At 64.1% G+C, this 26,530-nt stretch carries 28 protein-coding genes; 10 read left to right on the top strand and 18 right to left on the bottom strand.

The annotated features are described in order from the left end of the window. Positions 1-65: 65 nt before the first annotated feature. From ACZF5Y_RS09690 to ACZF5Y_RS09660, 7 genes are all read right to left on the bottom strand, one after another. Complete coding sequence (locus tag ACZF5Y_RS09690) at positions 66-752, bottom strand: response regulator transcription factor (protein ID WP_497532461.1); 687 nt, start codon at positions 750-752, stop codon at positions 66-68. Further along, on the bottom strand, positions 742-1,947 hold the full coding sequence (locus tag ACZF5Y_RS09685; RefSeq protein WP_497532460.1) for a sensor histidine kinase: 1,206 nt from the start codon (positions 1,945-1,947) through the stop codon (positions 742-744). Before ACZF5Y_RS09685 ends, ACZF5Y_RS09690 begins: the two co-directional genes overlap by 11 nt. Positions 1,948-2,045: 98 nt before the next feature. Then, on the bottom strand, positions 2,046-2,861 hold the full coding sequence (locus tag ACZF5Y_RS09680) for an ABC transporter permease (RefSeq protein WP_497532459.1): 816 nt from the start codon (positions 2,859-2,861) through the stop codon (positions 2,046-2,048). A gap of 34 nt (positions 2,862-2,895) precedes the next feature. Continuing rightward, entirely contained in the window at positions 2,896-3,702 is an 807-nt protein-coding gene (locus ACZF5Y_RS09675; RefSeq protein ID WP_497532457.1) for a hypothetical protein, read from the bottom strand. After that, positions 3,699-4,610, bottom strand: a complete 912-nt coding sequence (locus ACZF5Y_RS09670) for an ATP-binding cassette domain-containing protein (RefSeq protein ID WP_497532455.1) — start codon at positions 4,608-4,610, stop codon at positions 3,699-3,701. Before ACZF5Y_RS09670 ends, ACZF5Y_RS09675 begins: the two co-directional genes overlap by 4 nt. Before the next feature lie 132 nt (positions 4,611-4,742). Continuing rightward, positions 4,743-6,083: an FtsX-like permease family protein gene (locus ACZF5Y_RS09665; RefSeq protein ID WP_497532454.1), complete on the bottom strand. Its 1,341-nt coding sequence runs from the start codon at positions 6,081-6,083 to the stop codon at positions 4,743-4,745. Then, a complete protein-coding gene (locus ACZF5Y_RS09660; RefSeq protein WP_497532453.1) occupies positions 6,080-6,793 on the bottom strand; it encodes an ABC transporter ATP-binding protein in 714 nt (237 codons plus the stop codon). Before ACZF5Y_RS09660 ends, ACZF5Y_RS09665 begins: the two co-directional genes overlap by 4 nt. Positions 6,794-7,210: 417 nt before the next feature. On the opposite strand from ACZF5Y_RS09660, the gene ACZF5Y_RS09655 reads away from it, so the two are divergent. The 5 genes from ACZF5Y_RS09655 (at position 7,211) to ACZF5Y_RS09635 (ending at position 9,448) form a co-directional block, all read left to right on the top strand. After that, positions 7,211-7,789: a hypothetical protein gene (locus ACZF5Y_RS09655; RefSeq protein WP_497532452.1), complete on the top strand. Its 579-nt coding sequence runs from the start codon at positions 7,211-7,213 to the stop codon at positions 7,787-7,789. Positions 7,790-7,851: 62 nt separating this feature from the next. Beyond that, positions 7,852-8,295: a DUF6389 family protein gene (locus tag ACZF5Y_RS09650; protein ID WP_497532451.1), complete on the top strand. Its 444-nt coding sequence runs from the start codon at positions 7,852-7,854 to the stop codon at positions 8,293-8,295. Beyond that, the gene (locus tag ACZF5Y_RS09645; protein WP_497532450.1) at positions 8,288-8,764 is read left to right on the top strand and encodes a hypothetical protein; all 477 of its coding nucleotides are present in this window, start codon (positions 8,288-8,290) and stop codon (positions 8,762-8,764) included. Before ACZF5Y_RS09650 ends, ACZF5Y_RS09645 begins: the two co-directional genes overlap by 8 nt. Positions 8,765-8,768: 4 nt before the next feature. Beyond that, positions 8,769-9,188, top strand: coding sequence for a hypothetical protein (locus ACZF5Y_RS09640; RefSeq protein ID WP_497535356.1), 420 nt, complete (start codon positions 8,769-8,771; stop codon positions 9,186-9,188). After that, a complete protein-coding gene (locus ACZF5Y_RS09635; RefSeq protein WP_497532448.1) occupies positions 9,098-9,448 on the top strand; it encodes a pentapeptide repeat-containing protein in 351 nt (116 codons plus the stop codon). Before ACZF5Y_RS09640 ends, ACZF5Y_RS09635 begins: the two co-directional genes overlap by 91 nt. Positions 9,449-9,525: 77 nt before the next feature. Here ACZF5Y_RS09635 and ACZF5Y_RS09630 read toward each other — a convergent pair whose 3' ends face one another. Further along, complete coding sequence (locus ACZF5Y_RS09630) at positions 9,526-10,062, bottom strand: hypothetical protein (protein WP_497532446.1); 537 nt, start codon at positions 10,060-10,062, stop codon at positions 9,526-9,528. A gap of 37 nt (positions 10,063-10,099) precedes the next feature. Then, positions 10,100-10,921 (bottom strand): hypothetical protein, encoded by an 822-nt coding sequence (locus tag ACZF5Y_RS09625; RefSeq protein WP_497532445.1) that lies wholly within the window; start codon positions 10,919-10,921, stop codon positions 10,100-10,102. Positions 10,922-11,092: 171 nt separating this feature from the next. Between ACZF5Y_RS09625 and ACZF5Y_RS09620 the strand changes: the two genes are divergently transcribed. From ACZF5Y_RS09620 to ACZF5Y_RS09605, 4 genes are all read left to right on the top strand, one after another. Then, positions 11,093-11,779 carry a hypothetical protein gene (locus tag ACZF5Y_RS09620; RefSeq protein WP_497532444.1) on the top strand — a complete coding sequence of 229 codons (687 nt, stop codon included), beginning with the start codon at positions 11,093-11,095 and terminating at the stop codon, positions 11,777-11,779. Next, complete coding sequence (locus ACZF5Y_RS09615) at positions 11,776-12,354, top strand: DUF8467 domain-containing protein (protein ID WP_497532443.1); 579 nt, start codon at positions 11,776-11,778, stop codon at positions 12,352-12,354. The genes ACZF5Y_RS09620 and ACZF5Y_RS09615 overlap by 4 nt, the downstream gene beginning before the upstream one ends. Positions 12,355-12,447: 93 nt before the next feature. After that, positions 12,448-13,914, top strand: coding sequence for a hypothetical protein (locus ACZF5Y_RS09610; protein WP_497532441.1), 1,467 nt, complete (start codon positions 12,448-12,450; stop codon positions 13,912-13,914). 559 nt (positions 13,915-14,473) lie between these two features. Next, positions 14,474-16,345 (top strand): serine hydrolase domain-containing protein, encoded by a 1,872-nt coding sequence (locus ACZF5Y_RS09605; RefSeq protein WP_497532439.1) that lies wholly within the window; start codon positions 14,474-14,476, stop codon positions 16,343-16,345. Between the two features lie 118 nt (positions 16,346-16,463). Here the strand turns inward: ACZF5Y_RS09605 and ACZF5Y_RS09600 are convergent, their stop codons facing one another. Next, positions 16,464-17,003, bottom strand: a complete 540-nt coding sequence (locus ACZF5Y_RS09600) for a hypothetical protein (RefSeq protein ID WP_497532438.1) — start codon at positions 17,001-17,003, stop codon at positions 16,464-16,466. A gap of 35 nt (positions 17,004-17,038) precedes the next feature. Between ACZF5Y_RS09600 and ACZF5Y_RS09595 the strand changes: the two genes are divergently transcribed. Continuing rightward, complete coding sequence (locus ACZF5Y_RS09595) at positions 17,039-17,749, top strand: HEAT repeat domain-containing protein (protein ID WP_497532436.1); 711 nt, start codon at positions 17,039-17,041, stop codon at positions 17,747-17,749. A gap of 488 nt (positions 17,750-18,237) precedes the next feature. On the opposite strand, the gene ACZF5Y_RS09590 is transcribed toward ACZF5Y_RS09595, so the two are convergent. The 8 genes from ACZF5Y_RS09590 to ACZF5Y_RS09555 form a co-directional block, all read right to left on the bottom strand. Next, positions 18,238-18,783 (bottom strand): hypothetical protein, encoded by a 546-nt coding sequence (locus ACZF5Y_RS09590; protein WP_497532434.1) that lies wholly within the window; start codon positions 18,781-18,783, stop codon positions 18,238-18,240. An 80-nt stretch (positions 18,784-18,863) separates the two neighbouring features. Continuing rightward, complete coding sequence (locus ACZF5Y_RS09585) at positions 18,864-19,922, bottom strand: hypothetical protein (RefSeq protein ID WP_497532433.1); 1,059 nt, start codon at positions 19,920-19,922, stop codon at positions 18,864-18,866. Further along, entirely contained in the window at positions 19,919-20,554 is a 636-nt protein-coding gene (locus ACZF5Y_RS09580) for a hypothetical protein (RefSeq protein ID WP_497532432.1), read from the bottom strand. Before ACZF5Y_RS09580 ends, ACZF5Y_RS09585 begins: the two co-directional genes overlap by 4 nt. A gap of 499 nt (positions 20,555-21,053) precedes the next feature. Then, positions 21,054-21,377 (bottom strand): hypothetical protein, encoded by a 324-nt coding sequence (locus tag ACZF5Y_RS09575; protein WP_497532431.1) that lies wholly within the window; start codon positions 21,375-21,377, stop codon positions 21,054-21,056. Between the two features lie 168 nt (positions 21,378-21,545). Further along, positions 21,546-22,304, bottom strand: a complete 759-nt coding sequence (locus ACZF5Y_RS09570) for a TatD family hydrolase (protein ID WP_497532429.1) — start codon at positions 22,302-22,304, stop codon at positions 21,546-21,548. After that, the gene (gene qatC, locus ACZF5Y_RS09565) at positions 22,301-23,662 is read right to left on the bottom strand and encodes a Qat anti-phage system QueC-like protein QatC (RefSeq protein WP_497532428.1); all 1,362 of its coding nucleotides are present in this window, start codon (positions 23,660-23,662) and stop codon (positions 22,301-22,303) included. Before qatC ends, ACZF5Y_RS09570 begins: the two co-directional genes overlap by 4 nt. Then, positions 23,659-24,384, bottom strand: coding sequence for a Qat anti-phage system associated protein QatB (locus ACZF5Y_RS09560; protein WP_497532426.1), 726 nt, complete (start codon positions 24,382-24,384; stop codon positions 23,659-23,661). The genes qatC and ACZF5Y_RS09560 overlap by 4 nt, the downstream gene beginning before the upstream one ends. Then, positions 24,365-26,401 (bottom strand): KAP family P-loop NTPase fold protein, encoded by a 2,037-nt coding sequence (locus ACZF5Y_RS09555; RefSeq protein ID WP_497532424.1) that lies wholly within the window; start codon positions 26,399-26,401, stop codon positions 24,365-24,367. Before ACZF5Y_RS09555 ends, ACZF5Y_RS09560 begins: the two co-directional genes overlap by 20 nt. Positions 26,402-26,530: the final 129 nt, after the last annotated feature.

Raw genomic sequence — 26,530 nt, 5'->3', positions numbered from 1 at the left:
CGGGGTAGCCTCGGAGAACCCGATCGGCTTTCGAGGGCGGACCGGGGTGATCTGACGCTCACCTTCTACTCGCGGACGGGGATGATCCCGTTTGTGTACGCGAGGATCACGGCCTGGACCCGGTCGCGGACGGCGAGCTTTGCGAAGACGCGGTTCACGTAGGTCTTCACGGTCGCGGGTGAGAGGTGATACCTCTCGCTGATTTCAGGGTTCGATAGGCCTTGGGCGATGGCAAGGAACACGTCGTATTCGCGTGAGGTGAGCGAGGCGAGCAGAGAGTTCACTTGGGCGTCTGCTTCGTGCCTGGTGCTGAGCGTGTAGTGGCTGATGAGCTTGGTCGTGATCCGAGGCTCGACCACCGATTCACCGCCGGCGACGGTGCGCACCGCCTGGGTGAGCAGTTCCGGCGTAGTGCTCTTGAGCAGGAACGCGCTCGCTCCCGCGTCCAGCGCGCCGAAGGCGTACTCATCGAGGTCAAAGGTGGTGAAGACAACAACCCGGGTCCGAGGCTGCCCGGTCGTGATGGTCTTGGTTGCCTGGATGCCGTCCATTCCGGGCATCCGCACGTCCATGAGCACGACATCGGGGGTGAGGTCAGCGCTGAGAGTGATGGCTTCGAGTCCGTCGGCGGCTTCGCCGACGACTTCGATGTCGTCGGCGGTGTCGAGAACGAGCGCGTTTCCTTTCCGCACGAGTGGCTGGTCATCGACCACGAGCACCCGGATCTTCTGGTTGGTGGCCTCATTCGTCACGGGTGGCCTCCCCGGTCTGGGGCACTCTGAGTGTGACGATGGTCTGCCACCCGCCGGTAACCGTGCGCCCGGCGACGAGTTCGCCATCGTATGCCGCGGCACGCTCGCGAATACCGATCAGGCCCTTCTTCGATCCGGGCTGATTCCCGGCTTCGACACCGGTTCCGTCGTCTGTGACCCGCAGATGGAGCATGTCTTCGTGCCGACTGATGCTGAGCTCGACGCGGGTGGCTCCCGTCGCGTAGCGCAGGGCGTTGGTGAGGGATTCCTGTGCGATGCGGTAGACGGTCGTATTCAGGGGAGGGTCGTCGGTGATGACGTTGCCCGTGCGGGTGAGAACGACCGGGAGACCGGCAGCTTGGAACACTTCGACCAGGTTCTCCAGGTCGGGGAGATTGTGCCCGGATTCGTGGAGGGCTGCATCTAGGTCGGCGTCGGAGTCGCGCAGAAGGTGGAGCACTCGCTGCATATCGGTGAGCGCGCCCCGCCCGACCGCGGAGAGGTGTTCGAGTGCGTCGGCGGAGCGTTCGGGGTGCTTCTGCCACGCTGTGGCCGCGCCGTTCGCCAGCGCGATCATCACCGACAGAGAATGTGCGACGACATCGTGCATTTCCGCCGCGATGCGGGTGCGTTCCAGGGTGCGTGCGTTCTCGATGCGCTGGTTGATGAGTTCGGTGACGGCTTCGCGCTGTGCGCGTCGTCCGCGGACGGCGATGCCGATGGCGAGTGCGACGAGGACGAACGGGTCGAGCACGCTGCTCGGGATCACGGGCTCTTGCGTGACGAGTTGCCGGATGAACGCCCCCGCCGCGGAGACTGCCAGGCTCGCGCCGGCGACAGCCGCCGTCCGCCCGAAGGAGAAGCGGGAGGCGACTGTGTAGACGGCGAAGGCCAGGGCGATGGTTTGGTTGGTGGCGGGGTGGATCGTGCCGGCCAGCGATATTGCAAGCAGCACCGCCGCTGGGTGAGAGCGCCGCCAGATCAGCGCGAGCCCAGTGAGGGCCACTGTCGCGTACGCGGTCCAGGGCTGGGCGCCGCCGGCGTAGATGAGAGCGACGATCTGCGGAGCGACAGCAAGGGCGATGATGAGGGTGTCGGCGACTTTCGGGTGACGATTCAGCCAGCGAAACGGGGGCCAGGGACGCACCGCGAACTCATCCGCATTGATGCGGGGAGCCGGTGTGTCATCGGGCATGGGTCTTCCTGTTTCGCGGGTTCTCGTCGGTTCCATTGTCTCGTGCAGTCCTGAGGGGGCTGCCGGGAGCACCACGATGGTCAATGGGCTGCCCCCTCTCACGCGTCTCGGGCGCGCAGCGCCCAGCTCGCGAGCGCGAGCAGGACGAGAGCCCACCCGGCGAGGACGGCGAGGCCCGGCCAGGCGGTGAGTCCCGCGGCGTTCTCGAACGTGGTGAGGATCACGCGACCCGCCACCGTGGGGAGGTAGCCGGTGAGCGTGGTGATGGCGTCGTTTCCGATGGATTCGAGTACCGGCGGCACGACGCTGAACAGGGCGACGGGGATGATGATCGCGACCACGACGTTGCGGATCAGCGCCCCGATGCACAGCGCCACGACTCCGGTGAGGGCGAGGTAGATGCCGGACGCGACCGCGAGCAGCAGCGCATCGCCGAGTACGAAGTCGTAGGCGATGTCACCGAAGGGCAGGATCAGCAGCGGCACGCACACGGCGATGAGCGCGGCGATCGTGCCGACGACGAAGCCGATCACTGAAATGACGATGGCTTTCGCGGCGAGTACCGGGATGCGGGAGGGTACAGCGGTGAGGGAGAGCTTGATCTGGCCGCTGGTGTACTCGCTGGTCGCGTAGAGCACCGCGATCACGGCAAACACGATCTGCATCCACAGAACGGTGTCCACGAAGCGGAGTGAATCGACGCTGGTGACCGTGTTGACGGCAGCTCCGGGGTTCGAGGACGGCACGGTCAGCGCGATCGCGGACGGCAGCGCCGAGAGCGCGATCAGTGCCCCGACCACGGATACGAGGATCGGGTTGGATCGCAGCGTGAAGAACTTGATGCGTTCGGCGGTGATGACGTCGATGAGACGCAGCCGGGTGGGGATGGCGGTGGAACGGGTCGTGGGGGTCATGGCTCCTGCTTGAGTGTCGGAACGATTCACGGCGTCACGCGTCCCTGAATCGAAGAGTGAGTGCGGCGGCGACCATCCCGGCACTCGCCCAGGCGGCCAGCACGCCGAGACCCTGCCACGGGGTGAGCGGTGATACGGGGCTGTCCGGGTACAGCACGAGGATGCCGGCGATGGTGGGAAGATACGAGGTCGCTTTCGCGACCCACTCGATCGGCACGGCGCTGAGCAGAAGTGGCGCCACGGTGAGCAGCGCGACGACGGTGAGGAAAGCACCGACGGTGTTCCGGATCAGCGCCCCGAGGCTCAGCGCGAGCAGTGCGATCAACGCCAGATAGAGGCCGCACCCGAGGATCACCTGTACCGGCGTCTGCGCGGACCAGTCCACCCCGATGCCGGCCTGGTCGAGGATCGCAGGGGCCGTGTACATGAGCGTCGCACTCCCGGCGACACCGATGAGCAGCCCCGCGGAGGCGACGGTCGCGGCTTTCGCCAGCAGGATCGGGATGCGCTTGGGGACGGCGATGACGCTGGTCTGGATGGTGCCCTGGGTGTACTCGGAGGTGACGAAGAGCGTGGCCACGATCGCGAGAAGGACCTGCGCGGTCTGCACACCATCCAGAACAAGCCCCGGCACTACCGGCTCGAGCGCGGGGCCGCCGTCCTCGGCCTGCCAGACCATCGCGAACGAGCTCAGCACGCCCAGCCCGATCAGCAGCGCCAGCGTTGCGAGCGCCGAGACGGTGTAGGAGGGCAGGGTGAGGAACTTGATGCGTTCCGCGTTCACCACGCTCAGAGGGGTGACCCGCCGGGCGTTGACTGGTGCGGCAGCGACGGTGGTCATGATCCTGCTTCGGTCGCGCGGTACTCCACTGCGTCGCGGGTGAGTTCGTTGTAGGCGTCTTCGAGCGAACGGGTCACCGGCGCGATCTGGTACAGGACGATGCCGGCGGCGCTGGCCCGCTCTGCGATCTGCTCCGCGGGGAGCCCGGATACCTCCACCGTGTCCGTCGACAGCACGGTCGTGCTCACCTCAGGCCCCGTCAGCACCTTCACCAGTTCGGCGACGGCCGCGGTGCGCACCTGGGTCGTCTCAGTTGTGTCCACGAGTTCGGCCAGCGGCTTGTCGGCGAGGATGCGGCCCTTGCCGATCACGATCACATGATCGGCGATCAACGACAGCTCACCGAGAAGATGCGAGGAGAGGAACACGGTGCGGCCCTCGTCCGCGAGCCCGCGCAGCAGGCTCCGCATCCAGGTCACACCATCGGGGTCGAGACCGTTGACCGGTTCATCGAGGATCAAGGTCTGGGGATCGCCGAGAAGGGCGACCGCGATGCCGAGCCGCTGCCCCATTCCGAGGGAGAAGCCGCCCACCCGCTTGTCCGCGACCGTGCTGAGCCCCGCCAGGTCGATGACCTCCTCGACACGAGACTTGGGGATGCGATTCGTGGCCGCCACCCAACGCAGATGATTGCGTGCGGAGCGGGAGCGGTGTGCCGAGCGGGCGTCCAGGAGAGCGCCGACCGCGTGGAGCGGCGCACCCAGTTCCGCATAGGGTCGACCGTCGATGAGGGCAGTCCCCGCGGTCGGATGGTCCAGCCCGACGATCGCGCGGAGGGTGGTCGATTTGCCGGCCCCGTTCGGTCCGAGAAAGCCCGTGACCTTGCCAGACGCGACGGTGAACGACACGTCCTGGATGGCGTACTTGCGCCCGTATCGCTTGCTGAGGCTGCGTGTCTCGATCGTCACGGTACGTCGTCCTTTCATGCCCCGTTCGGAGCGGTGGGAATGGTCTACCTTCAACGTAGAAATCGGCATACCCGCAGGAACATCAACCGTGGGTGACAATCCGCCTAGCCTCCGGCCACCCTCGGGTGGCGACTACAGCACCCGGTCGGGACGAGCGAGCACCGAACGCAGCACGGGCGTCGTCGCCGCCACAGCGACACGGACCGCACCGATACCGGCAATAAGGAGCAGCACCACGCCCACGACGAACAGGGGCGCCGTCGCGACCGCGATCGCGACCAGAAGGAACACCAACGCCGTCGACGCGAGCGCCGAGCCGATGGAGGCCACCAGAAGCGGAAGCAACACCGCACCCCACCGCGACCGGTTCATCTCGCGTCGAGGCATCCCGAGACGGTCGAGGCTGACATAGAACGCTCCGCGTTCCAGAACCGCCGCAGCCTGGGTGACGCCGACCGAGCAAGCGACCAGCAGGAAAGAGACGACCAGCGCGACCAGCAGCACCGTCCGGATGTCGGCGAACAGCACTCGCGTCTCGTCCGTCACCACGGGCGAGGTGCGCTGAATCATGTCGAGGTAGCCGAGCATCGACCCGGCTGGAACGACGAGGAAACTCGCCAAGGCGACCCCCGATACTTGCCGCCAGGCCGTTGACGGTGATTCCAAAACCACCCGTGCCGCGATCAACGCTGACGCTGTACTCGCCCTCTTGGCGCGCAGCCCTGCGAGCCTGGCGGTGAGGAATGGGCCGACCACCCCGAGTACCGACATCACGGCGACGAGGGCGACCGCGTATGCGGCGGCTATCCCGGTCGCACCCCAGCTCCCGGATACCGACTGCAAGAGAACCAGTGCCAGAGCGATCACCCCGCCGCCGATCAACAGCCGAAACCACCGCAGCCGAGGTGCCTCGCTCCGGGTCCGCACCCCCAAGGGCGACACGACGACCCTGCGCAAGCTCACCGTCGCACTCACCGCGGCGATCGCGATGACACCCGCCGCGAGGGACACCGTTGCCCACCACGGCAACCATGTCCCCGCATCCTGGGGCGTCTCGCCCTGCACCGGAATGAGGAGCAGCAGCGGGGCAGCAAGGTGATACAGCAGCGCACCGATGATCACGCCGATCGCAGCAATCAACACCGCCTCGCAAAACGCCACCCGGTGAACCAAAGACGACGACGCGCCAAGCAACCTCAACGTCGCAAGGCGATCATCTCGCCGACGTGCCGAGAGCCGAGCTGCGGCTCCCGCGAGCGTGCTCAGTGGAACGAACAAGAGAATGACCAGCCCCGCAGCCAGCAGGCGGTACGCACCGAACTCGTTGTCGGGCGCGAACCAAAACCGGACAGCGACGGTCACGATACCCAGCGCGATCGCCGTGATCACCGCGAACGCCAGAGCGGGAAGTACGACGGTTGAGAACCCGGTCCGGGCCGGGCGGATGAGAAGCCACAGCACGCGCCAGTTCACGGCCGTGACTCCACGCTGCCGGATACGACTTGGCCGTCCTTCATCCGCAACACCCGAGAACACCGGGCAGCGACGGACTCGTCGTGCGTCACAAGCACGAGAGCCCGGCCGTGGTGAGCGGTCTGCGACAGGAGAAGATCGAGCACGTCTGAGGCGGTGGTCGAGTCCAGCGCTCCGGTCGGCTCGTCCGCGAACACCACCGGCGGATTCCCGACGACCGCGCGAGCGATGGCTACCCGCTGGGCCTGGCCGCCCGAAAGCTGCCCGATCCGACGTTCCCCCAGACCATCAAGTCCCAGCGAGGCCAGCAGACCCCGAGACGATGACTCTGCCGCCGCGCGAGTGGTGCCCGCCAGCAGCAGCGGAAGCGAGACATTCTCCACCGCAGTCAGTTCCGGGAGCAGAAGCCCCTGCTGGAAGACGAAGCCGAACTCGCGCAGCCGGATTGCTGAGCGAGCATCGTCATCGAGCGAGCTGATGATCACAGGACCCGTATTGGTCAGCAGAACCACCTCACCGGCATCCGGTGGAACGATCCCGGCGAGCAGATGGAGAAGCGTCGTCTTTCCAGAGCCCGACGGCCCCATCACCGCCACCGACTCACCATCCCGTATCTCGACGTTGGCATCCTTGAGCGCCATCGTCGAGCCATAGGTCTTGGCGAGCCCTGATCCTCGGACTCTCGGCGTCGTGGTCGGGTTCGTAGTCATGCGGCCTCTCGATCCTCGATATGCGTGACCCTTCCACGCTACGAAGACGATGCACAGCGACAACATCAACCACGGGTTGAACTACAGCACACGGATGGCTGCACGACCTCGATCACAGATGACCGATAGTTCGTTGTTACTCCCTGTTCCTTCCAAACCGACCATGCTTCGAAATCGGCGCGAGCTATGCACGTGCAGACCTCGACCGGCCGCTAAACTGAGACCGCACAACGGGGTGTACTTTCCATTGCTTGCTGAGGCACGCGAGATCACTATTACACTCCTGGCCAGTGAGAGTTGGGACGACTGTTTGCTGATGGATAAGCAGCCGCATGCGACCCATCTTTCGATGAGCGTCGAATCGGCAAAGGCTCGGTTTTCGCCGTGATCGTTTAGGGGCGCCCTTAGGCTGGGATCATGCCTGCGTTCTTGTATCCCGCATTACCGGATCGCTGGGATGGGGCGCGGTTGGGTGGTGCTCCGCCATCCGTGATCGAGAAGCATCCACTTCTGGAGACGCATCGGTATCTGCTGACTCTTGCCGCGGATTGCGCATCGTGGACGGGTGGCCGTGAGGTGTCGGTGCTGTTGCGCGCCGGCTTCGGCATCGAAGACGAGGACGTCGTCTATCCGGACATGGCGATGCGAGCGATCGTCCACGACCCCTCGCCGCGTGGCGGACGGGACGACCTGGGGTGGCCAGGGCTGCGTGCGACGACGCTGATCCAACGACCGGACGCCGCGTCCACGCCGGCTCTGGTGCGGATCGATGACGAACCCGTCCTGATTCAGAATGAGCCTGCATTCGCTGATGCCGTGCGCGCCGATGGGCATCGATTCCTCTTTCAGATCGATGAGGAGGGGTGGCCTGTGGAGGGCGAGCTCGAGGACGTCATCGCGGAATACCTGTGGGGATACGGCTCGGTGTACTTCTATGGCGCACCGGGCGCGGACGGGATCGTGCGCGATGCCGTCGCAGGCTTCCTCGACTTCTAGCCGAACGTGACAACGGTGTTTGCGGCTTATCGGCCAGGAAGCGCGATCGATAAACTGCCCAGGTGGGTACCGTCGAATATCGTGATGCGCTGAGAGCCGTGCTCGACGCGATGTCACAGTCCGTGGCCGACCGGCTCTCCAGGCTCCATCGCGCAGCGACGGCTGGCGCCGACGGCGTGCTGATCGACGTGTTCCTCGATCAGGATGCCGAGGGCCCGTTCGGTGTGTGGGCGCGTTTCGAGGGCGCCGACTCGTTCACCCTCGACCGGCGACTCGGCGATTTACGGGAGCTGTTCAGCGTGATCTGGGGCGAGGAAGGCTGGGAGCCCCCGGTTCCGGCACGACCTGCCGGTTGGTCTCGAGACCAACTCGAAGATGCCATCGTCGAAGTCGTGGCCGAATGGATCGACCCGCTCATCCCGAGGGGAGCGCCTGATCTGCGTTGGGAGGTCGTGACGCCGGACGGCGCCACAGACCCGATCCAGGTGGGGATTCATGATGACTGATCCTTCCGGAATCGACGGCATGCCGAGTGGGCGGCTCACGTTCCGCACGGTGTGGGGTGGTCCGTCGCCGCGGGCGGGCTCTATCGAGGAGGTTGCGCGGATAAAGCAACACCTACGTACGGTGGAATTCTCGTATCAGCTCGACCTCTTCCTGACGGTCGGCGGCGAGATCACGCCCGTGCTCGGGCCGTCCGGGTTGCGGAGACCGCGGGTGTTCCTGTCGCGACGCACTGCCACGGGAGAGATCCGGATCAGCAACGACGATGTCAGCACCGCAGCTGATCCGATCGTCTTCCTGCGCCAGACGATCCACACGGCGATCACCGATCTCGTGAGTCGCATCGCTGCTCGTGACCCTGCCCTCGACGAGGACGCGGAGCGCGCGAAGACCTCGTTCCTCATCGACGACGAGGCCGCACCCGACGCACATGCAGATCCTGATGCGGCGACGGTGCTGCCGAGAGGATGAGCCAGTGACAGCCTCTGGCGTTGCCGAGCTGTCACGCCGGTGGACACCTGATCGGCTGGCTGCGCTGCGGGAGCAGGCTCTGGAGCAGCCTCGCATCGTGAAGGGTTCGCATCAGTTCGATACCGTCTGGCCGGAAACGGACGAGGGTCTGCTGGATTTACGCGGTGTGAAGTTGGGCCGCTATGGCCTGCAGTTCCTGTTCATCACGTTGTCCCGCGCTGATTTCCGCCGCGCACGAGGCCGCCTGATGTTCTTCGAGTCCGAGCTCCCCGGCTGCCTGCTCGATTCGGTATCGCTCGCCGGGCAGCCTCGTTTCGACCGCAGCTTCGTGCGATGCCGTTTCCGTGGCGTATTACTGAAGGGCTGGCGATCGGCGCGCAGATCACCGAGTGCGACTTCGCAGGCGCGAATCTGCACACGTTGAGATCGTTGCCGAGCACTCGATTCGAACGCCGCATTTTCGACGGCGCTGACCTCAGGGGCGCAGACTTTTCGGACACCACCTTCACGGACTGCACATTCGTCGATGCCACGTTCTCCGCGGCCACGAGCTTCAGCCGGTGCACATTTCTGACGCGTGTCCGTCGCGTTCGGTCTCGCCCGCGTGACACGCTCCCGTCGTCGTGGGGGCGAGTCGCTGCCGGACCAATGGGGCGGCGAGAAGCACGCCGACGCTGCGCGTGAAGCGCACGTGCAGCGCTACGCGCGGGCCGCGGCCGCTGGGTGTGCCGATGATCTGCCCTTGGACTCGGAGTCTCGGTCTAGTGGCTCCGTGTCGTGTCGGGGATGCCGGTGACACCGAACAGTAATCTCTCGACGACGTGGTTCCGGGCCACTGCTGGCCGCGCGCTGATGTACTTCAGTAGATCCTCGAAGTGAGAGAACACGACGACCGTCTCTTCGAACTCTGGCTCCGTTCCGCGGACGACTGCTCCGTCATCTCGTACAGCCAGGTACTCGTATCCGTCTCGAACGGAGAGCAGGATGGGCAGGTGGCGCTTCCAGAACCGGGAGACGGCGGCTGCCTCATCATCCGTCATTGCAGCTTGGAGGCTCAGCTGTTCACATTCGTTCCAAGCGAACGCACCCTCCGCACCCGTCGAGTAGTCGTCGCGGGCTAGGAACCACACGGTGTCGTCTGAGTTCGACAGCGCCGAGAACGAGGACACCCAGTGGATCGCCGTTTCGGATGCGGTGTGCTGCGCGGCGGGAGTTCTGTCTTCCGCGGACATCGGCGGCTCATTCGTCCACCCGGCGTCCTGCAGGCGTCCGATTGCACTTCGGAAGAGTTCCGTCATGCCTCCCGGCTCCTGAGCAGCTTCTTGGGGCAGACGGTCACCAGGTCGCGCCGGTGTTGGCCCAATCCAGTGTCGACAACTTTGCCTCGATCTTCTCGAGGCCGATGGTCCCGCATCCGACCAGGGTGAGTCTGCGCAGTCGGGGGAGGTCGTTGATGGCGGCGATGCCGGTGATCTTCTTGCAGTACTGGATGTTCACGATCTCGAGTTGCTGGAGAGTGGCCAGCTCCGAGATGTCACCCAGAGAGGTGAGGTTCTTCAGGCGCAACGACTCCAGCTGGGGGAGCGCGCTGATCCCGGTGAGGCTCGTCAGCGTGCGTCCACCGATCAGTCCGAGACGGCGAAGCCCGACCGGTTCGACGAGGCGGAAGATCTCCTCGTCCGTGGGCACGTTCAACAGGTTCAATTCCTCCAACGGGAGTTCGAGCGCCTGCCGCACGTTGGTCAGAGATCTCTGCGGGTACAGGGAGAGCGCTCGGAGCCGGGGGAAGTGCTCGTTCTTGAAACGGAAGGGTTCGCCGACGTAGAGGGTCTGCAGGTTCGGCACCACGACATCCGGCCACACGAGGGTCCGATCGCTGATGTGTACCGAGAGCTCTTCCAGACTCTCGGGGAGATCGCCCGGCCGCAGTTCGGTGACGACAGTGGGGAGGATCCTCCCCGGCCCGATGCTGAGAGATTTCAGATTCGTCATCGCGGCGACGATCTCGGGGAGACGATCGATGGGCCCGTCAAGGGGAGACCACAGGTGCACATCGGTGACGCGTGAGAGATGCTCGGTGTCGTAGGGCTGGTCGTAGAAGACGAGGTCCCTGTCCGGCACATCGAACTGGTCCTGGTGCGCACTGTGCAACACCATGGTCCGCTTCGTCGTCGACACACTCATCCGCTCACCCCTGAATCCGTCGGCTGTCGCCCACGCCACGACCAGATTACCGACGCATACTGTCGTCGTTTCGGCTGCGCCGCGCCGATCCCACAAGACCCGCGCACGCCTCGCCTGCGTCCCGGTGGTCGGGATAATGGAGGGGTGACATCGAATCAGGAGGTCGTGACCTACGACGGATTGCCGGCCTCGGCGGGCGGTGCGCACTCGCTTCGCACGAAGAATCCCCGCGCGGCCGCCGAGCGCGTCCAGGCCTTCGTCGATGCCACGGTGCTGACCATCGGTGCGGCGGAGATCTCCTTCCAGGTCTGGGCCGGAGGCCCGTCCGAGGTCGCAGGCCGCTTCGAATCGTTCGCGGCAGCGCACTTCGGCGGACCCCAGAGTCGACAGCGCACGCACACCCAGTGGCGGGTGCGCGCAGACGACGTCGATGCCGCGCTCGACGCCCTGAGCGGTGCGGATTCGGGAGCGGTGACCGGCCACGGGCATCCGCTGGCCTCGTTGGTCTGGAACGCGCAGGTGGCTCTGGTCGACCCCGCGACAGGAACGTCGTACGAGGGGATCGAGGCCGATGCGTTCGGTCGGTTCGCGGTGGATGGCTACGGGCGTCTCCTCGGTACCTCGGGGGTGCGTGCCGCGTTCGGCACGACCGCCTCGTCGCTCTCGCTCTGGCTCGCTTTTCCCGCCGGCGACCGGTTGCACGATGCTGCCGCTTATGTGCAGCAGCATCTGCCTTTCCGGATGTCGACGAAGCAGTGGCGACGGTGGCGTGCCACGAAGGATGGGCAGTCCTACCGTGCGGCCAAGATCACGTCGCCGCTGGAGTCATGAGCACGCCGTCGAAGCTCCATCGGCTCTGTGTCTTCATGACGCCCGCTGATGAATCACATTTCAGCGATGCGGTGCGGATGAGTCTTCCTACGGTGAGGTTCGTCGACGTATCTCAACAGCCCGAGACACCCACCCCGACGTTTCGCTCATCACTGAGTGAATGCGCCGGCCCTCACGTCACACTCGTGGACACGAGCATCATCTCCGAGAGCGTGTTCCATCGTGACTATGTGGTGCCTCACCCGTCCGGTCGGGGCTGGGTGTACGCGATCGTCGGCGCGGGCCTCGCGAGCCTCGTGCGGTCACGTTCCGAGGACGACGGCTTGCGGAACGGCGAGTTGCGGGCATCCGTGCCGACAGGTGACGGCCGCACTGCCGAGTACGTTCGTGAGTTGATGCGCGCGGTGCGCGCCGGCGGGACGGGCGTGTTCGCCGTCGACCCGGTGGCGAAGAACATCATGCTTCGCGCGGAGAGGAACTTCGTCGCGTGGCCGGATGCCGCATCGCGCTTCGGGGCAAAGGAGGCCCCGATGCTCACCAATGGCCCCACGGCGTGGTTCACCGTCCAGCGCTGACGGAACCTGCTGCAGGTGGGCCCGGAGCGTGGAATGCACGGCTGAGATACGCTGTGAACCGTGGGATTGCGGCCGACTGAGACGCCTGCTGGCATGCAGGAACTTCACGTTCCGGTGGCGGAAGACGCACCGCATCACTTTCCCACTGCCACAGTGGTGCTGGACAGCCGCATCCTGCTCACCTCCTGGGTCGAGGGCCGCGCAACGCACCGACTCGGCATACTCGACCTGCACACCGGACAGTGGCGCGTGCTGCCGGGGCTCCGCGGGATGCTGCGCGACGCGCTCGCCCTCTCCGCTCACCGTGCGCTGGTGTTGACCGACCACGCTCTGACCGAGATCGACGTGACCGTACCGGAACCCACACGCCGGTTGACCGCCAAGATCGGAAAGTACAACACCTACCTCCGCCGCGAGGAAGATGACGTCGTCGCGGTCGGAAACTCCGCCGCTGCCATGGAATCGCTGGTCTCGTTGGCGACGATGACCGTGGTGAAGCGGAGACGTCGAAGTCCGCAGCCGCAGGACACGATTCCCGAGGGTGCAGCGCGAGCAGGTGCTGCGCGTGTCCTACATCACGGCCCGGAGCTGCTGGTCGCCGCCACGCAGATCCGCGTGTCGGCTCCCCAGCGGCTCCTCGTGCTCTCCTCGGGGGATCTCTCGGAGATCACCTCCGTCGACTTCCCGCTCGGGCTGAACAGTGCGCACGTCGTCAGTGACGGCGTGATCGCCGCGGGGCCGGATATCGGACGCGCCCGCAACCTCACAGCGATGCCGGGACTGATTCCTCGCGTCCCGGATTCGAGTTCGGTGCCCCTGGCTGAGGTGGTCCTCACCGCGCACGAATCGGCCGCGGGACTGCTGAAGAAGAATTCCCGCCGGAACCCGCCGCGCACCGTCTATCGTGACCAACGGCTCGAACCGGGCCACGAACTGGCTGATGTGACCGGTCATCGGGTGACCCTGGAGAACTGCGTCGCAGCCCGAGCCACGCGACGCCAGGAGCGCCCTCGGATATCACGGGTAAACATCACCGACCTCGAATTGCAGTCCAGCTCGCTCAACGGCGCCGTGCTCGAAGACGTCACCGTCGATGGTCTGCGCTGCCCGCATAGCTCCGGGTTCCTCTTCGGCTGCGAGCTTCGCCGCGTCACGCTACGAGGACGCGTGCGCGGCCTGATCCTCAACCCGACCCTCGACGATCCCGACCCCGAGACGACCGCCCGCTACGCGCAATGGCAGCGCGAACGCATGCAGGACCCCGAATGGATGCTCGACCTCACCGACGCCACAGGGGACATCACCATCCGCGGATACCCATCACGATTCATCCGCCGCAACCCCGAACTTCAAGCCGTCGTCACCGCCGAGGCCGCCCGCACTCTGGACTGGCGTGCGGTAAATCCAGGACGCTCATCACTGAGGATCGCTCTTCAGGAACTCGTCCGATCTGATTGGGAAGACGTGACCCTCATCGCGGACACCCACGGTGCGCGCGCCCGTGACGACCTCCGCTACCTCCAGCAGCTCCGAGCACTGGGCATCGCACGGGCCGACTGATCAGAGGCGAAGCCACCGCTTCGCGAAACCGGAATCACGGGGTTGATGTGCAGGGGCGGAGTATGCGCGGACAGCGCCGCGATGGGATCCTCATTCTTGCTGCGATAAAAGAACGTTGTCAACAAGAGATGATGGGGTCTCCTCATAAACTCTCGTATCGAGATCGTGAGCAGGATTGAGCGGACCCACTACCGCCACAGGAGACAGCACGGCCTCGGTAGGTTTCCAGTTCGAGGTCATCAATTCATGGGCCTGAGTTGCGGCCCGGAATCCCGAGACACGACGAATCAACAGAATCGTGAACAGGTCCCTTGTTCTTGTGTGGACCTCGTATGTGAGGCAGCGTTGCCTTGCGGCGGTTGGGTGCGCCGAACGAGCGATCGTGTGATCAGGGAGGACTGACACAGTTGTGCTGCAAGCGTCAGTGCATTTGCGGAGGCTGGCACAGGGTGCGGTGGTTGGCAGAATTGGGCGTGTGAGTTTTCGTCGATGGTCTGTTGTGTGCTGTGCGCTTGTCGGGGTGTTGGTGTGTGTGTCGGCGTGTTCGCCGCAGCAAGCGGTGCTTCGGCCCTCTGGGTCGGCCGGGTCTGTTGCGGAGTTGTCGGCGGGGGATGCGCAGGCGTGGTTGGACGAGGTGTTGCCGGCGGCGTTGGAGCGGGAGGGCGTGGTCGGTGCCACGGTCTCGATCGTTGCCGACGGGGAGATTATCGCCGCGGAGGGCTACGGACATGTGGACGCGTTAGCTGATGCTGCACACGCTGTGGATCCGGAGTCTTCCCTTTTCCGGATCGGGTCGATCTCGAAGGTGTTCACGGCGACCATCGTGATGCAGCTGGTCGAAGAGGGAGTGCTGGATCTGGACGCCCCGGTGCAGGAGGTGCTCGATTTCACTCTGCCGACGAGCTTCGAAAAGCCCATCACGTTGCGGCACCTGCTGAGCCACACCGCCGGGCTTGAAGACGAGCTCGCTGGCCTCATCACCGCGCCTGGGGGTGAGATCATGTCGTTGCATGATGCGGTGGTAATCGACCCGCCTGCGCAGATTTTCGAGCCCGGGTCGACGCCGGCGTATTCGAACTACTCCAATGGGCTCGCGGCCTACGTTGTTGAGCGTGTCACGGGTGTGCCGTTTGAGGAGTTGGTGCAGCAGCGCATCTTCGATCGGATCGGGATGGCCACGGCGACGATGGCTCAGCCGCTTCCCGCCGACCGGCAGATCGACATGTCGAACGGATACCGTTTCGAGGGGTCCGCGGAGGTCCCATTTGAGGTGGTGTCGCCCGCCCCGGCTGGTGCGATCTCGGCGACCGCGGCCGACATGGGCGAGTTCATGCTCGCGCAACTCGGAGACTCCGAGACACCGTTGATGAGCCCGGAAACGCTCGCGCTCATGCACGAGCCCGCCCTGACGAGCGCTGAACTCGGGGGCCTTGCGGCGGGCCCGGTGATGACACTGGGGTTCTTCGAGCGCGACCGCAACGGGCATCGGATCCTCAGCCATGCCGGCGACCTGACGGCATTCCATGCGCAGATGGAGATCTACCCGGATGATAGGGCCGGCATCTTCATCTCACTGAACAGTTCCGGCATCCACCCTGATTCCTCCACCGTCATCCGCGACGCCCTCACTACGGGTTTCGCTGATCGTTACTTCCCCGACGAGCGTCCGGCCCGGACTGCCACGACCACTGCCGCCGAACATGCAGAGGCGATCGCAGGGACGTATCAGCTGTCACGGCGCGGTGAGACGACTTTCATCCGCGCGTTCTTCATCCTTTCCAGCATCACCATTGCCGCCGACAGCTCTGGCGACGTGACGGTCTCGGCCATCGTCGACCCGGACGGGCAACCCATCCGTTTCGTCGAGACCGAACCATGGGTGTGGTCGGAGGTCGACGGTCAACGGATCATCGCCGTCGATCAGCATGATGGTGAGGTCGTCGCGATCGGATTCGACCCGGCGTTCACGCTGCAGCCGATGCCGGGGGAGCGGGCAGCGCTCCCGATCGTCGCCGCGCTCGCCTTGCTGATCCTGCTCACGCACCTGATCGCGCATCCTGTGGCCGCTCTCGTCCGCCGGCTTCGCACGCGGAACGATGGTCGCTCACGTGCCTGGCGTCGTGCGGGCTGGTTGACGTGGTTGGCCGTGGTAAGTCTGGCGGTGTCGGTGCTGCCGTGGTCTGCGGCGGCGAATGCCCTGCTGACGGATGGCCCGGCACCAGACTCTCTCGTCATCCGTGCAGGTCAGGTTCTGCTCGTCACCGCGGCTCTCGGCATCATCCCCGCCGTGTGGCGGCTGGTGATGTCATTCCGCCGATCCCCACGCCGATGGATTGCTGTGGTCTGGTCGATCGTGCTCACCGCAGCATTCGGAGGACTGATCTTCACGCTCCTCATCGGCGGAATCCTGCAACCCAGCCTCAGCTACTAGCCCCCACAGACACGGAAGGCGAGGGAGCGGTCCTGCGCTCGGGTGGGCTCACCCCGTCGAAAGCGTTGCGCCCACGCGTGCGAACAGACGGCACTTGCGGGCTCAACACCACAGTTCTTCACACACCGGCGCCGGCACCTGCACCTGCACCTGCACCTGCACCTGCACCTGCACCTGCACCGTATCCATTCGCACGGGCGCGGGACTTCGATGTGTGGTCCCTCTTGGTGTTCGGGTCGCGGGCGAGGAAGGGACGTGGCCACGCGCCGAGTGCGAGCAGAGCGAGGGTGACTTGCGCCAGTCCGGTGCCGAAGAAGATCGCGTGGAGGGGCGACCATTCCAGGACGATGGCGAGTTCCACAAAGATCCAGATGAGCAAGATCAGCCCTGCCGCCGCATGCAGCCCCCACCCGATGCGGAGCCGGCGGGCTCTTGCCAAGAGAGCGAGTGCTTGACTCCCGCCGACGAGAACGCCGAGAAGGATTCCAGGTATCACCCAGGAGGAGAAGGACGTCGCATCGAGCCACTCGGAGGGAAGACCCATCCCGCCAGCGAGGGTGAGCCCGCACATGCCCACCAGCGCGGAGATCATGGTGAACCAGGCCACGGCGGCGAGGCCGACACGGATCGCACGGCAAGGGAGGGTAGTCGCGGTCATGTCCTCAAAGATACTGTCCGTCATATGCTCGGTCGATGACCAACGACGTCGACTGGGTTGCGATGCTCCAGGGGCTGACCCCGCTCGAATGGCCCAACTTCCTGGCGGCGCATTCTGGACTTCCCGGGCCACGTGCGAACCTCAGCCTTCTCCGCGCGGTGGTTCGTGTCGCGACTCCGGACCTGATCGCGACGCTGGAGACGAGCGGTGATGAGTATTCGGTCATGTGTGCCGCCGCATCCCTCGGAGCTCGAGCGGTTGACGACGAGACCGTCAAGCGGTTGAGGATGCATGTGACAGACCACCGGTGGCGCGTCCGCGAGGGCGCCGTGATCGGCTTGCAACTCCTCGGCGACAACGACATCGCATCCCTCCTCCGCATCGCGAGCACCTGGGCCAGCGACCCTGATCCGCTCGTGCAGCGTGCAGCAGTTGTCGCGCTCTGCGAACCCCGGCTGCTGCACGACCGGGACACCGTCCAGGCCGCGCTGCAGATGTGTCGAACAGTCACGTCACAGTTCACCCAGTGGCCGGATCAACGCCGCCGTTCACCGGACGCGAGAACACTCCGGCAGGCTCTCGGATACTGCTGGAGCGTTATCGTCGCCGCGAACCCCAGCATCGCTCTTGCACCCTTCCTCGACCTCGACACCAACAACCCCGACATCAACTGGATCGTCACCGAAAACAAACGCAGGAAACGACTCGCGAAGATCCTGCCGGCGTCACCGCACCCATCTGTGTAAGAGCGAACGCACGCGTGACACCCACGCCGCCCGCTCGAGCAGACCGGCTTACTGGCTAGGCTGGCCGCATGAAATCGGACGAGAAGAGATCATCCCGCCGCAATACCATCGTGGGGCTCGTGTTCTTTGTCGTGGGCATTCCACTCGCAGTATGGATCATCACACTCTTCTAGCCATCTGAAGCGGGTCGCGCTGTGGCCGGCTTGTCCGCCGAAGTGATCATCATGACGCGTTGTCGAGCCAGGCGGACTCGAGAGATTCGTAGTCTTTTCAGTTGCTCGCTAGGGAAAGCACCGCGCGAAAACATCTTGCAGTCGGCGAGCTTCTCTGAGAGAAGTAGGACGCGGTATTGGCCGTTCCTATGGTGTCCGTCACCCACCGAGCAACCCATCGATACTCCGAGTTGCTGAGGCTGAGATGTGGTCGCGTGGGGGAGATCTGCGCGCGTTGACCTGTCGCGGTATCGGTGCGGGTATCGCCGCTTGACTTCAGTGCAGTCCGTGCTGGTTCGTGTGCGCTTGGCAGCGCGCGAGAAGGTCGGCGCGGCTTTCAATGGCGGCCTCGGCGCTCTCTATAACGCTGCGTCCCTTGCTGCTCGCGGTGGTCACATCGAGCTCAGGGCGAGCAAACATGACGTCGTAGAACGGAGCGAGAGTTTCGTCGGAGAACTTGAACGTACGGCTCAGCGTTTGCAGGGGTGTGCCCCACCGGCTACCACTGTCAGCGTTGATATCCGCGCCTTCATCGAGCAGGCGGGCGAGCAGGGGAGCTTCGGCGGTGAAATCATGCTTTGTTGCGCTCAGCAATACGTGCAAAACGTTCACATGGCTCTCGGTTGCGGCGCTGGCCTCAGCGCCGTCATCGAGTAGCCGTGTAGCGATCGCGACGCGGCTGGCAGGATCTCCGTTGCGGAGAGCTCGCATGAGCAGCGTCAGCCCGTCTTCATCAGCCCACGTCGCGAGCGTCGGTTCGTAGTCGGCGAGAAACTCTGCCTCGCTCTTGGTCACTGAAAAGTACACGCGGGGGTAGGCCATGCCCTCAACGGTAGCGACGATCCGGACAGCCGGCCACCGGGACAACTCAACCCCCGTCGGCGCGGATTCCGCGCCGACGCTCAGTTCGTGAAGAAGCCGCCCAATGCGGGGCGGCGAGCCAGCCGGACTCGTAGCCGCTGCACGGTCGTCAACGCGTCGGCGCGTGAGGCCGCGTATGTCGGGGATTCGACGAACCACGGCTCGATGACGAACATGTCGTCGTACCAGAGGAAGCCCAGACAGGTCATTGAGTCGCCGATGATCTCGGCGAACTCAGCGGCGGCCCCATCGAGCGCCTCCTTCGACATGATGACATCAGCGGGTTCGACGCGCCCAAGCACGGCGGTAAAGGCATGCCAGCAGTCGCCGAATCCACGCGACCACACCGTGGTCGCGCTTACCTCACTGACAAGACCACCCTCGGGGACCACCACTTCGCGTGCGGCGGCGTACGCGAGCCCACGCCACCCGATCAGCACAGAACTCGTCGCTTCGAACACCAGCCGGCCGATAGAGCGATGGCCTTGGTATGCGGCGACGGCAACGTCGAGGTTCGCCTGGAGGTCGGTAATGATCGTAGCCGGCTCCCACAACGGCTCGCCGCGGCGGAACTCGTCGCCGACGCTGATTTCTGCCCGATACTCCTCGATGATCGCCGCGGCGCCGCCGACAAGATTGAGGTTGCGGAAAGTCGCGGTAGGGTCAGGCTGATAGACCTGCTGGTTCTGGTGCATGACGACGTGCTGCGTCTCGTGCACGAGCACACGCTTGGCGATCAGCTCGTTGACCTCGGTCTGGTCGCGATCGAGATCATTGCGAAAGTAGTGCGCGTGGAGCAGCACGACGGCGCGGCCATTGGGTAGCCGAATCGTCTTGCCTGCGGAGAGTCCCGCACCGTGCTCGACCGTTTGGGCTCCAGCGGCGTCGTCTTGCGGAGCCCAGCGTGCCACCGAGCCAGCCATGTACCCGGTCACCACCAACTGCACCCGTGACGGATTCGGAACGGAGCGTTCGAGGTGCGCCCAGCACCACGCAAGCATCTTCGGGACGGACGGCGGCGTGAGCGTGACGTCGATCAGCTCGAGATCGACACCTTCTACGAGCAGTTCGACCAGCGGCTGTGGTGCGTCGCCCGTCATCCGGTCGCGCCGGTCATGGGCCTCGCGAGCCAGTTTCTCCAGGGTGTGTCGGGGGAAATGCGCGCGGCGACGTCTTCGAGCCGCCCAGCGAGCTTTTCCCGCCGCGATTGCTCGGCGAAGTGCTCGTGCAATCCAGTGACGAACGTGCGCGCTTTCACGAGCTGATCGTGGTCAAGATACCAACCCAAAATACCCTCGAAGGAGGTGAGTTTCATGCCGGAGAGGCTATCGACGGCGTCTGCCGCTGTCCTAATCGTCGCCATCTTTCCGAGCAGCACATCGATGCCGCACACTGTCCCGGCCGCGATCTCAACCAGGTCGGAATCCTGAGTGATGCGGATGGAAGTCTCGATGCTTTCATCGATCCGATGAGGGCGGAACATGATTACGCAGGGAGGGCTCGAAGCATCTGGAGGTTTGAGATGTCCGAGGAGCTCGTCGACCGCAGGCATATGAGTGCGGTTATCAAAGAAGCCCATGCCTTGAGCCCCGCCAACGCCATGGCGTTGAATCTCCGCCATCTGGGTGATCTCGCAGACCGAACGTCGGAAGGTGGTTCCTTGCGCTTGGAACCATTGATCCATGAGATAGGGCTGCAGCGTGTAGCGAACAGCCGCGGTGATGACGTCCAACGGCCTCATACTGATCAACCATAGTTACGCCACATCATTGTGGGTGCGTGCAGCACCAATCACCACCGCAAACGGCTCGATAGGCGGAGCTGCAAACGGGCCCGTCAAGCTCGGGCCTTCTCCTGCTCGTACTGGCGCCTGCGCTCGCCTCGAGATCATCCCTCCCAGATCGACGGATCCCGTCGCCCGTCCCAAGGCCCGACTCACGCCCGGCACTGTGTATTCGGTGGCGTCTGGGGAGTGGCGGGACGTCGTCCCGAGCCGCGGCACACGTCCTACGACGTTGTTCTTCGGGACGATCTCATGGGCCCGTGCATGAAGAGGCTCTACGTGCGCGCGGAACTCGCGGGTCGCGATCGCCGCCAGGCCATGAAGGCATATCAGAGAGACATAACTCTCGACGGCTAGAGTGGGAGCGCACAACTGAGGTGTATTTTCCATTCTTTGCTGATAGGAACCGAAGCGCCACAGAGAACGGTCGCCACCGAGTTCATCAAGGCTAGGTTAGGTCGTTCCCTTTCAGCGAGCGAAAGCGCTGTTCGTCCTCGTCATAGACGCACACACGATCAGTCCGGACATTTAGGCTCCCGGCGGGTTGGCTACCGTGTAGTTCGATCAGTTCTCCGTCTGGCGAGAGTCTGAAGGCGCCGCGGTCGGTCGTGATGAGGGAATCGACTCCCACAGCGAGGCGGCCTGTCGGCTTGTCGAGATCAAGAGATGCTTGGCCGTACAAGATGAGCGTGCCGTCGTTCTGTTGGATGTCGCCGTTGAAGCTGCCCTGAACCATGAGGATCGCGTCGTTCTCCACGATGATCGGTCCCACGACCGCGCCTTGAACCGTTAGCTGAGCACCAGACCGGATTGTTGCTCCTTCTCGGATCGCGCCTTGGATTGTTCGAGACCTGGCAACGTCGAGGTGTTCGGTGAAATCATGTGCACGTGCCATGCGGAGCCCTTCAATGCTGGACGTTAGGACGATGAGTGTCGGAGGCTAACGGCGGTCAGCGGCGTCGGTCTCTTTAAGGAATCGACGTTGGTTGTCGACGATGATCCCCGTGGCTGCTTCCAGAGTGATGCCCCACCCGTGGGCGAATGCCTTCACGACATCGGTGAGTTCGTGTGGATAGGTGACTCGGCCACGAGCTTTGGCGTATGGTCCGTCCGTTTCGAGCAGTATTCGCTCTCTTGGGATGGATCGAAGCAACGCTGGGAATCGTTTGGAGACAGTCATCGCGGTGTTGAAGGAGAAGTAGAGGCCAGCGGCGAGGGCATCATCGATCGGGCCGAGCGGGCCTGAGTACCAATGTAGAACGCCGGGTAGGTTCGCGTCTGTAAGGCGCCCAATGACATCCTTTTCAGCGCCTCGGCTATGGACGGTGAGGGGATGTCGTCCCGGTTGTGCTTCGGTGAGCACCATGTCGAAGACTTTGAGTTGTTGCTTCCTTGTAGAGGCTCCAGCTCGCGAGAAGTCCAGTCCGACCTCTCCGATCCATTTGCTTTGCGGTACGAACCGGAAGAATCGTGCGAGATCGTTGGGCGTGAACGACGCGGCCCGGAGTGGATGCAGTCCGAGGGCGACGTCGATGTCGGGTCGGGAGCCCAGGCGCGTTCTGAGTCGTCGATACTCGTCAGGGTCCTCGGTGACGGCCACGATTCGGGTGTGTGCTGCTTGCGCGTCTCGAAGGACCGTGACGGGATCCGGGTACATCCCTAGGTGGCAGTGCGTATCGATCAGGACATCTGGGCTCATCCGAGCTCGCTCACCGCGTCGCGGGTGGCACCGCTGGCGCCGCCGAACCATTCGCGCAGTTCGCCGATTCCTCCCCGCCAGACACGGAGGAACTCTCTGTGTTCCCCGTCGGGGATTGGCCCGTTGCGGAAGATGTCTCGATCCGGCCGATCCGCGTAGACGCCGTTAATCACGGCGCGCAGGTCTGCGGAGCGGCGCGTGTTGCGGTCGAGCAGGTCGGTGCCGGCGAGCGCATCCCATGCGTACCCGTCAGCTCCGTCCCATCCAACGTGCGCCATCGAGGCGCGCCGAATGAGGCACGGGAAACAGTAGCCGCAGTTACCTTGGGGACGCTTCACATAGCGTGCAGCCTCCGGATGGGAGCAAGAAACGCTGAGTGGTGCTAGCCGTTCCAGCAGGTCCGGATTCTTGGTCTCGGCGAGAATCTCACCCTTCGTTTTGAGGCGGAACGGGTTCAAGATGGGGTTGCTCACCCCGATCTCGCTGATCGCTTCGCTCAACGTCTTAATGAAGAACGGGTGTGTAGTGCGCGTGCTGTAGCTGCCGCTACGAGCGCGGGTCAGGGGCACGTTGATACCGATGAAGCCGTTCTCGGGGATATACACCGGGGTCGTAGGGCTCACCGATGACGCGAGAGCAAGCGCAGCGGTCAGAAACAACAGTGACCTTGCACGTGTTGTGTTCTCACGTGCCGATGGCAGAGAACGAGCTTGTTGCCCGTTGACCGGTGCAGGTCGTAGGAACAATCGTCGGCTCTGAATACGCTCCGCGCCGTAGTGGTCTCGTAGTGCAGCCAGCAGTTCTTGCTGGGCAGTCGAGGCCTTGTCACCCTCGTTATGGGAGAGCAAGCAAAGACGGCGATCGGGGCTCTCTTCGAGAAGGTCGATCACGCCTGTGAGCGAGTCCAACCCGCCGGAAAACAGGCAGACCGCATCGACATCGGCGACGGGTGCTACATCGTCGGGCACGCGTTTCAGGTCGGCGAGCGGAGACCGCGCCTCCCGGTACGGCTGGATGGCCCATCGATCGCCCGTGAGGAAGTCCAGCACCGAGGTGATGCTGGAGTCTCGCCAGCGATCAACAGCTTCCACAGGCAGTTCGAGACGGAGGTCACGGGTCCAGCTATCGGCAGTCGAACGTCGCAGGCTGGTCTTGTCGACGCAGTACGCCGCTGCACCGAGGAGGAACAGGTCGAGCGCTTCGCGCGGCGCACGCCACCCATCGAAGAACCGAGCTCCAGCACGTCGTCCGATCTGAATGGTCGCTGACGCCTTGCCCGGATTCCAGTCAAGGACGAGGACGTCTTCGTCGGTTTGGAGGGCCGTTGTCGGATTGCTCCTCAGCCGGTAGTTGTTCATGACTGCTCCTGATCGTCGAGCGCGGCGAGTGTGTCGTAGACGGATCGGAGCGCGTTATCGGCCAAGGCCTTTCCGCCGCTTCCTTGCCAGTCGATGCTCGACAGGTCGTCGGGGAGACTGATGGCAACCAAGTCGGAGATGATCTGCCGCATCTGTTGATCGGCCTGACGCATGGCGGCGGGGTCGGCGAGTCTGCTGAGTCGTTCGGCCACCACAGGTATGCGGTTGTACACGTACAGAGCCAAGAATCGCTCAAGGATGGTCGCCAACTCGGCTTCGTCAACGCTGACGGCGGCGATCTCTTCTGCAGTATCCGCGTCGGCGAAAATCTCGTCGAGAACGTCGCACGCGGCGTCCCGCGCAGCTTGCGCATCCAGATCGTCGCCGTCGCCCGTGATGAACGTGATGAGTTCGTCGAGCACGACGAACCTGTCCGCTCCGATGAGGCGCGACAAGCCGAGGGCGTTGAGAGCACCCGTAACACCCTCGGTAGCGATTCCGGAAAGCAGAGCACCCAACTGACGAATGCCAGCGCTGCCGGCCCGTGCCGATGACGCCGCTCCAGCCGGGCCGCCGAGCAGCGGCACATGCCGCGCCAGAACCCGTTCCGCTCGAGTGTTGGAGTCGCTACGTCCGATGCCGCGGACGTAGGAGTTGGTCGCATGCTTCAACGGTGTCCAGGCGCCGCCGCTGCCTGCGGACCTATCGGCCGAGGTTCCCACTGGAGCCTCCCTTCTGGGCCTGCGTCTTGCGCGCGCTGGCGATGAGTGTTTTGAGAGTGGCGTTGTCGCTCGCACCCCAGTGATTGAGGAGCGCATCGACTGAGGGATGACCCGCGGGTAGGCGACGGACCGCAGTGGTTCCAGTGGCACCGACGATGCTCGCGGCCGGGATTCGCATCAAGGCGTCACAGACGGATTGGATGATGTCGGGGTTCTGTTCTGACAGTTCGAGGAGCGCTGTCATCGCGATGCTCGATGGGTGGCGCCGGACACGGTCGATCAACGCTTCGGTGAACTGTGCACGTTCGATGGGATCGAGGGCACTGATCGCCGAATAGTGACTACGCCGGTTAGCGTCGATATCCGACTGGACATTGCCGAGCAGCTGCTGAAGGTGTGGTGCAAGGCGAGAAGCCGAGACTCCGAAGGAGAGCTTGTCTCTCGAGTAGGTGAAGTAAGGGCGTAGATCTGTTTCGGCAAGAGCTGGTTCGGCTCGGAGCCACTCGGCGATGCTGGGTTTGGCCGCCCACGACTCCGCGTCGGTAGGAGCCTTCTCTGGCTCCGCGGTGAGGACGGGCGTCTTGGCACGTGTCGAAGACGGTTTCCGCGATGTCGGCTTCTCGCCGCTAGACGCTTCCTCAGCTTCAACTCCTGGTGTGGCGTCGCGAAGGCCGTTACGCGCTACAGATTCGGCGATCCCGATCTCCGGACACTTCCCGCCTGCCACCATCTCCCAGTCGAATAGTTTCTGGAAATCGGTGTTGTACTGGTCTTCGAGCACCATGAGCTTGGCGAGGGTGGGCAACTTCAGGTCGACGTCTCGACGGGCGGCACTTCGATGCTTGAGCAGCAAGTTGTTGAGAAATCTCTTGAGCTGGCGGGGGTTCCCGCGCAATGACGATCCAAGGATTGGAGTGATCTCCGCTGCCCACCCCAAGTCGTCGGTGAGCGACTTCGGCGGCTTGGAGAGTACGTCGCCCGCGATACCGGTGTTGAACGCGACCGATAGACCGTTCGTCTTCCGGTTCTCCTTCGCGGCCTCCAATACTTGGTTGAACTCTGCCGGGTTCAAGTGCAGGTCGGCGAAAAGAAGGTTGACGTAGGTCTCAGCCTCAGCAGCTGAGAGCGCGGGTACTGAGACTTTCAACTGGAGCATCTTCTCCAGATAGTCGCGTCCGATCCCGCCTCCGTCGGCCTTCTTCAGATCCGGGTACCGCGAGTCGATCGCGGACTCCACGACGTTCTGGTTGAGCGCCAAGACGTATGCAGTCTTCGGGGTATTCAAGAACAAACGAATGGCTTCGAACGTGTCGACGACGGTCTCGGGCAGGCATCTGTCCAGGTCATCGATGAAGACGATCACAGCTTCACCGCCCGGTATCCGCTCGACGAGCCGACCGAACTCCGCACGGAACGCCTTGATATCAGCGAGCGGCAAAGGCCCATGTGCGTCCGAGCCGGACGGTTCGCCTGTGGGGTCCGCGAAAGCGCTCTGAGCCTCCTTCGCGACAGCTCCCGCAGCCGCGGTGACAGCAGTCGTCAGCTCAGCTCCCATCTCCGGCGCGACACCCTGCAGAATGAGTGGCAGAACGGTCGGCGTCGCGATCGCGCCTACGCGGCTGACCCGCCGGCCCCAACGCTTCAGCCGGTCTATGAACTCCCGAAGGCGTCCAACCTCTGCTTGCGCGTTCGGCACGCGCTCGGCGAGAGCATCGAGAACCGTGGTCATCAGCGCGATCTTGACGTCCTCGTGGTCCTCGTACTGCCATGGGCTGAAATCCACGACCAGATAAGGGAAGGCATCACGCTCGTCTTCGGGCGGTGTGTCGCATTCTCGCTGTACCTGTCGCAACTCGTCCGCAGCGATCCGCATCAGGCTGCTCTTGCCCGACCCCCAGTCGCCGAGCACTCCAACGGTCAGCGGCAGCAGACGTGGCTCGGTCAGTGCGATGACGAGGCCGTCGACCAAGAAGTCGAAGCCGAGCAGATCGACGTCTGCCTCGTTGTCCGCCCACATCCTTTTCTCCGCTCCGAAGACCGTGCGGCAGTTGCGGTGGTGCGCGAGCTAAACCGCCGTTGCCCCCGCGGTTACGATCTCACTGCCTCTGTCTCCTATGACGTTTTCGAGCTTACAGCCGAGGTTTGC

The sequence above is a fragment of the Leucobacter sp. WKLB1 genome (genome assembly GCF_059696215.1).
The sequence above is the reverse complement of the archived record's forward strand: the minus strand, read 5'-3'. Positions and strand labels throughout refer to the sequence as shown.

What these genes read in the sequence shown, in the direction of transcription:
- ACZF5Y_RS09685 (WP_497532460.1), bottom strand. Translation starts at nt 1,947, where the DNA reads ATGCCCGATGACACACCGGCTCCCCGCATCAATGCGGATGAGTTCGCG.
- ACZF5Y_RS09680 (WP_497532459.1), bottom strand. Translation starts at nt 2,861, where the DNA reads ATGACCCCCACGACCCGTTCCACCGCCATCCCCACCCGGCTGCGTCTC.
- ACZF5Y_RS09675 (WP_497532457.1), bottom strand. Translation starts at nt 3,702, where the DNA reads ATGACCACCGTCGCTGCCGCACCAGTCAACGCCCGGCGGGTCACCCCT.
- ACZF5Y_RS09660 (WP_497532453.1), bottom strand. Translation starts at nt 6,793, where the DNA reads ATGACTACGAACCCGACCACGACGCCGAGAGTCCGAGGATCAGGGCTC.
- ACZF5Y_RS09655 (WP_497532452.1), top strand. Translation starts at nt 7,211, where the DNA reads ATGCCTGCGTTCTTGTATCCCGCATTACCGGATCGCTGGGATGGGGCG.
- ACZF5Y_RS09645 (WP_497532450.1), top strand. Translation starts at nt 8,288, where the DNA reads ATGACTGATCCTTCCGGAATCGACGGCATGCCGAGTGGGCGGCTCACG.
- ACZF5Y_RS09635 (WP_497532448.1), top strand. Translation starts at nt 9,098, where the DNA reads ATGCCGTTTCCGTGGCGTATTACTGAAGGGCTGGCGATCGGCGCGCAG.
- ACZF5Y_RS09630 (WP_497532446.1), bottom strand. Translation starts at nt 10,062, where the DNA reads ATGACGGAACTCTTCCGAAGTGCAATCGGACGCCTGCAGGACGCCGGG.
- ACZF5Y_RS09625 (WP_497532445.1), bottom strand. Translation starts at nt 10,921, where the DNA reads ATGGTGTTGCACAGTGCGCACCAGGACCAGTTCGATGTGCCGGACAGG.
- ACZF5Y_RS09615 (WP_497532443.1), top strand. Translation starts at nt 11,776, where the DNA reads ATGAGCACGCCGTCGAAGCTCCATCGGCTCTGTGTCTTCATGACGCCC.
- ACZF5Y_RS09610 (WP_497532441.1), top strand. Translation starts at nt 12,448, where the DNA reads ATGCAGGAACTTCACGTTCCGGTGGCGGAAGACGCACCGCATCACTTT.
- ACZF5Y_RS09600 (WP_497532438.1), bottom strand. Translation starts at nt 17,003, where the DNA reads ATGACCGCGACTACCCTCCCTTGCCGTGCGATCCGTGTCGGCCTCGCC.
- ACZF5Y_RS09595 (WP_497532436.1), top strand. Translation starts at nt 17,039, where the DNA reads ATGACCAACGACGTCGACTGGGTTGCGATGCTCCAGGGGCTGACCCCG.
- ACZF5Y_RS09590 (WP_497532434.1), bottom strand. Translation starts at nt 18,783, where the DNA reads ATGGCCTACCCCCGCGTGTACTTTTCAGTGACCAAGAGCGAGGCAGAG.
- ACZF5Y_RS09585 (WP_497532433.1), bottom strand. Translation starts at nt 19,922, where the DNA reads ATGACGGGCGACGCACCACAGCCGCTGGTCGAACTGCTCGTAGAAGGT.
- ACZF5Y_RS09570 (WP_497532429.1), bottom strand. Translation starts at nt 22,304, where the DNA reads ATGAGCCCAGATGTCCTGATCGATACGCACTGCCACCTAGGGATGTAC.
- qatC (WP_497532428.1), bottom strand. Translation starts at nt 23,662, where the DNA reads ATGAACAACTACCGGCTGAGGAGCAATCCGACAACGGCCCTCCAAACC.
- ACZF5Y_RS09555 (WP_497532424.1), bottom strand. Translation starts at nt 26,401, where the DNA reads ATGTGGGCGGACAACGAGGCAGACGTCGATCTGCTCGGCTTCGACTTC.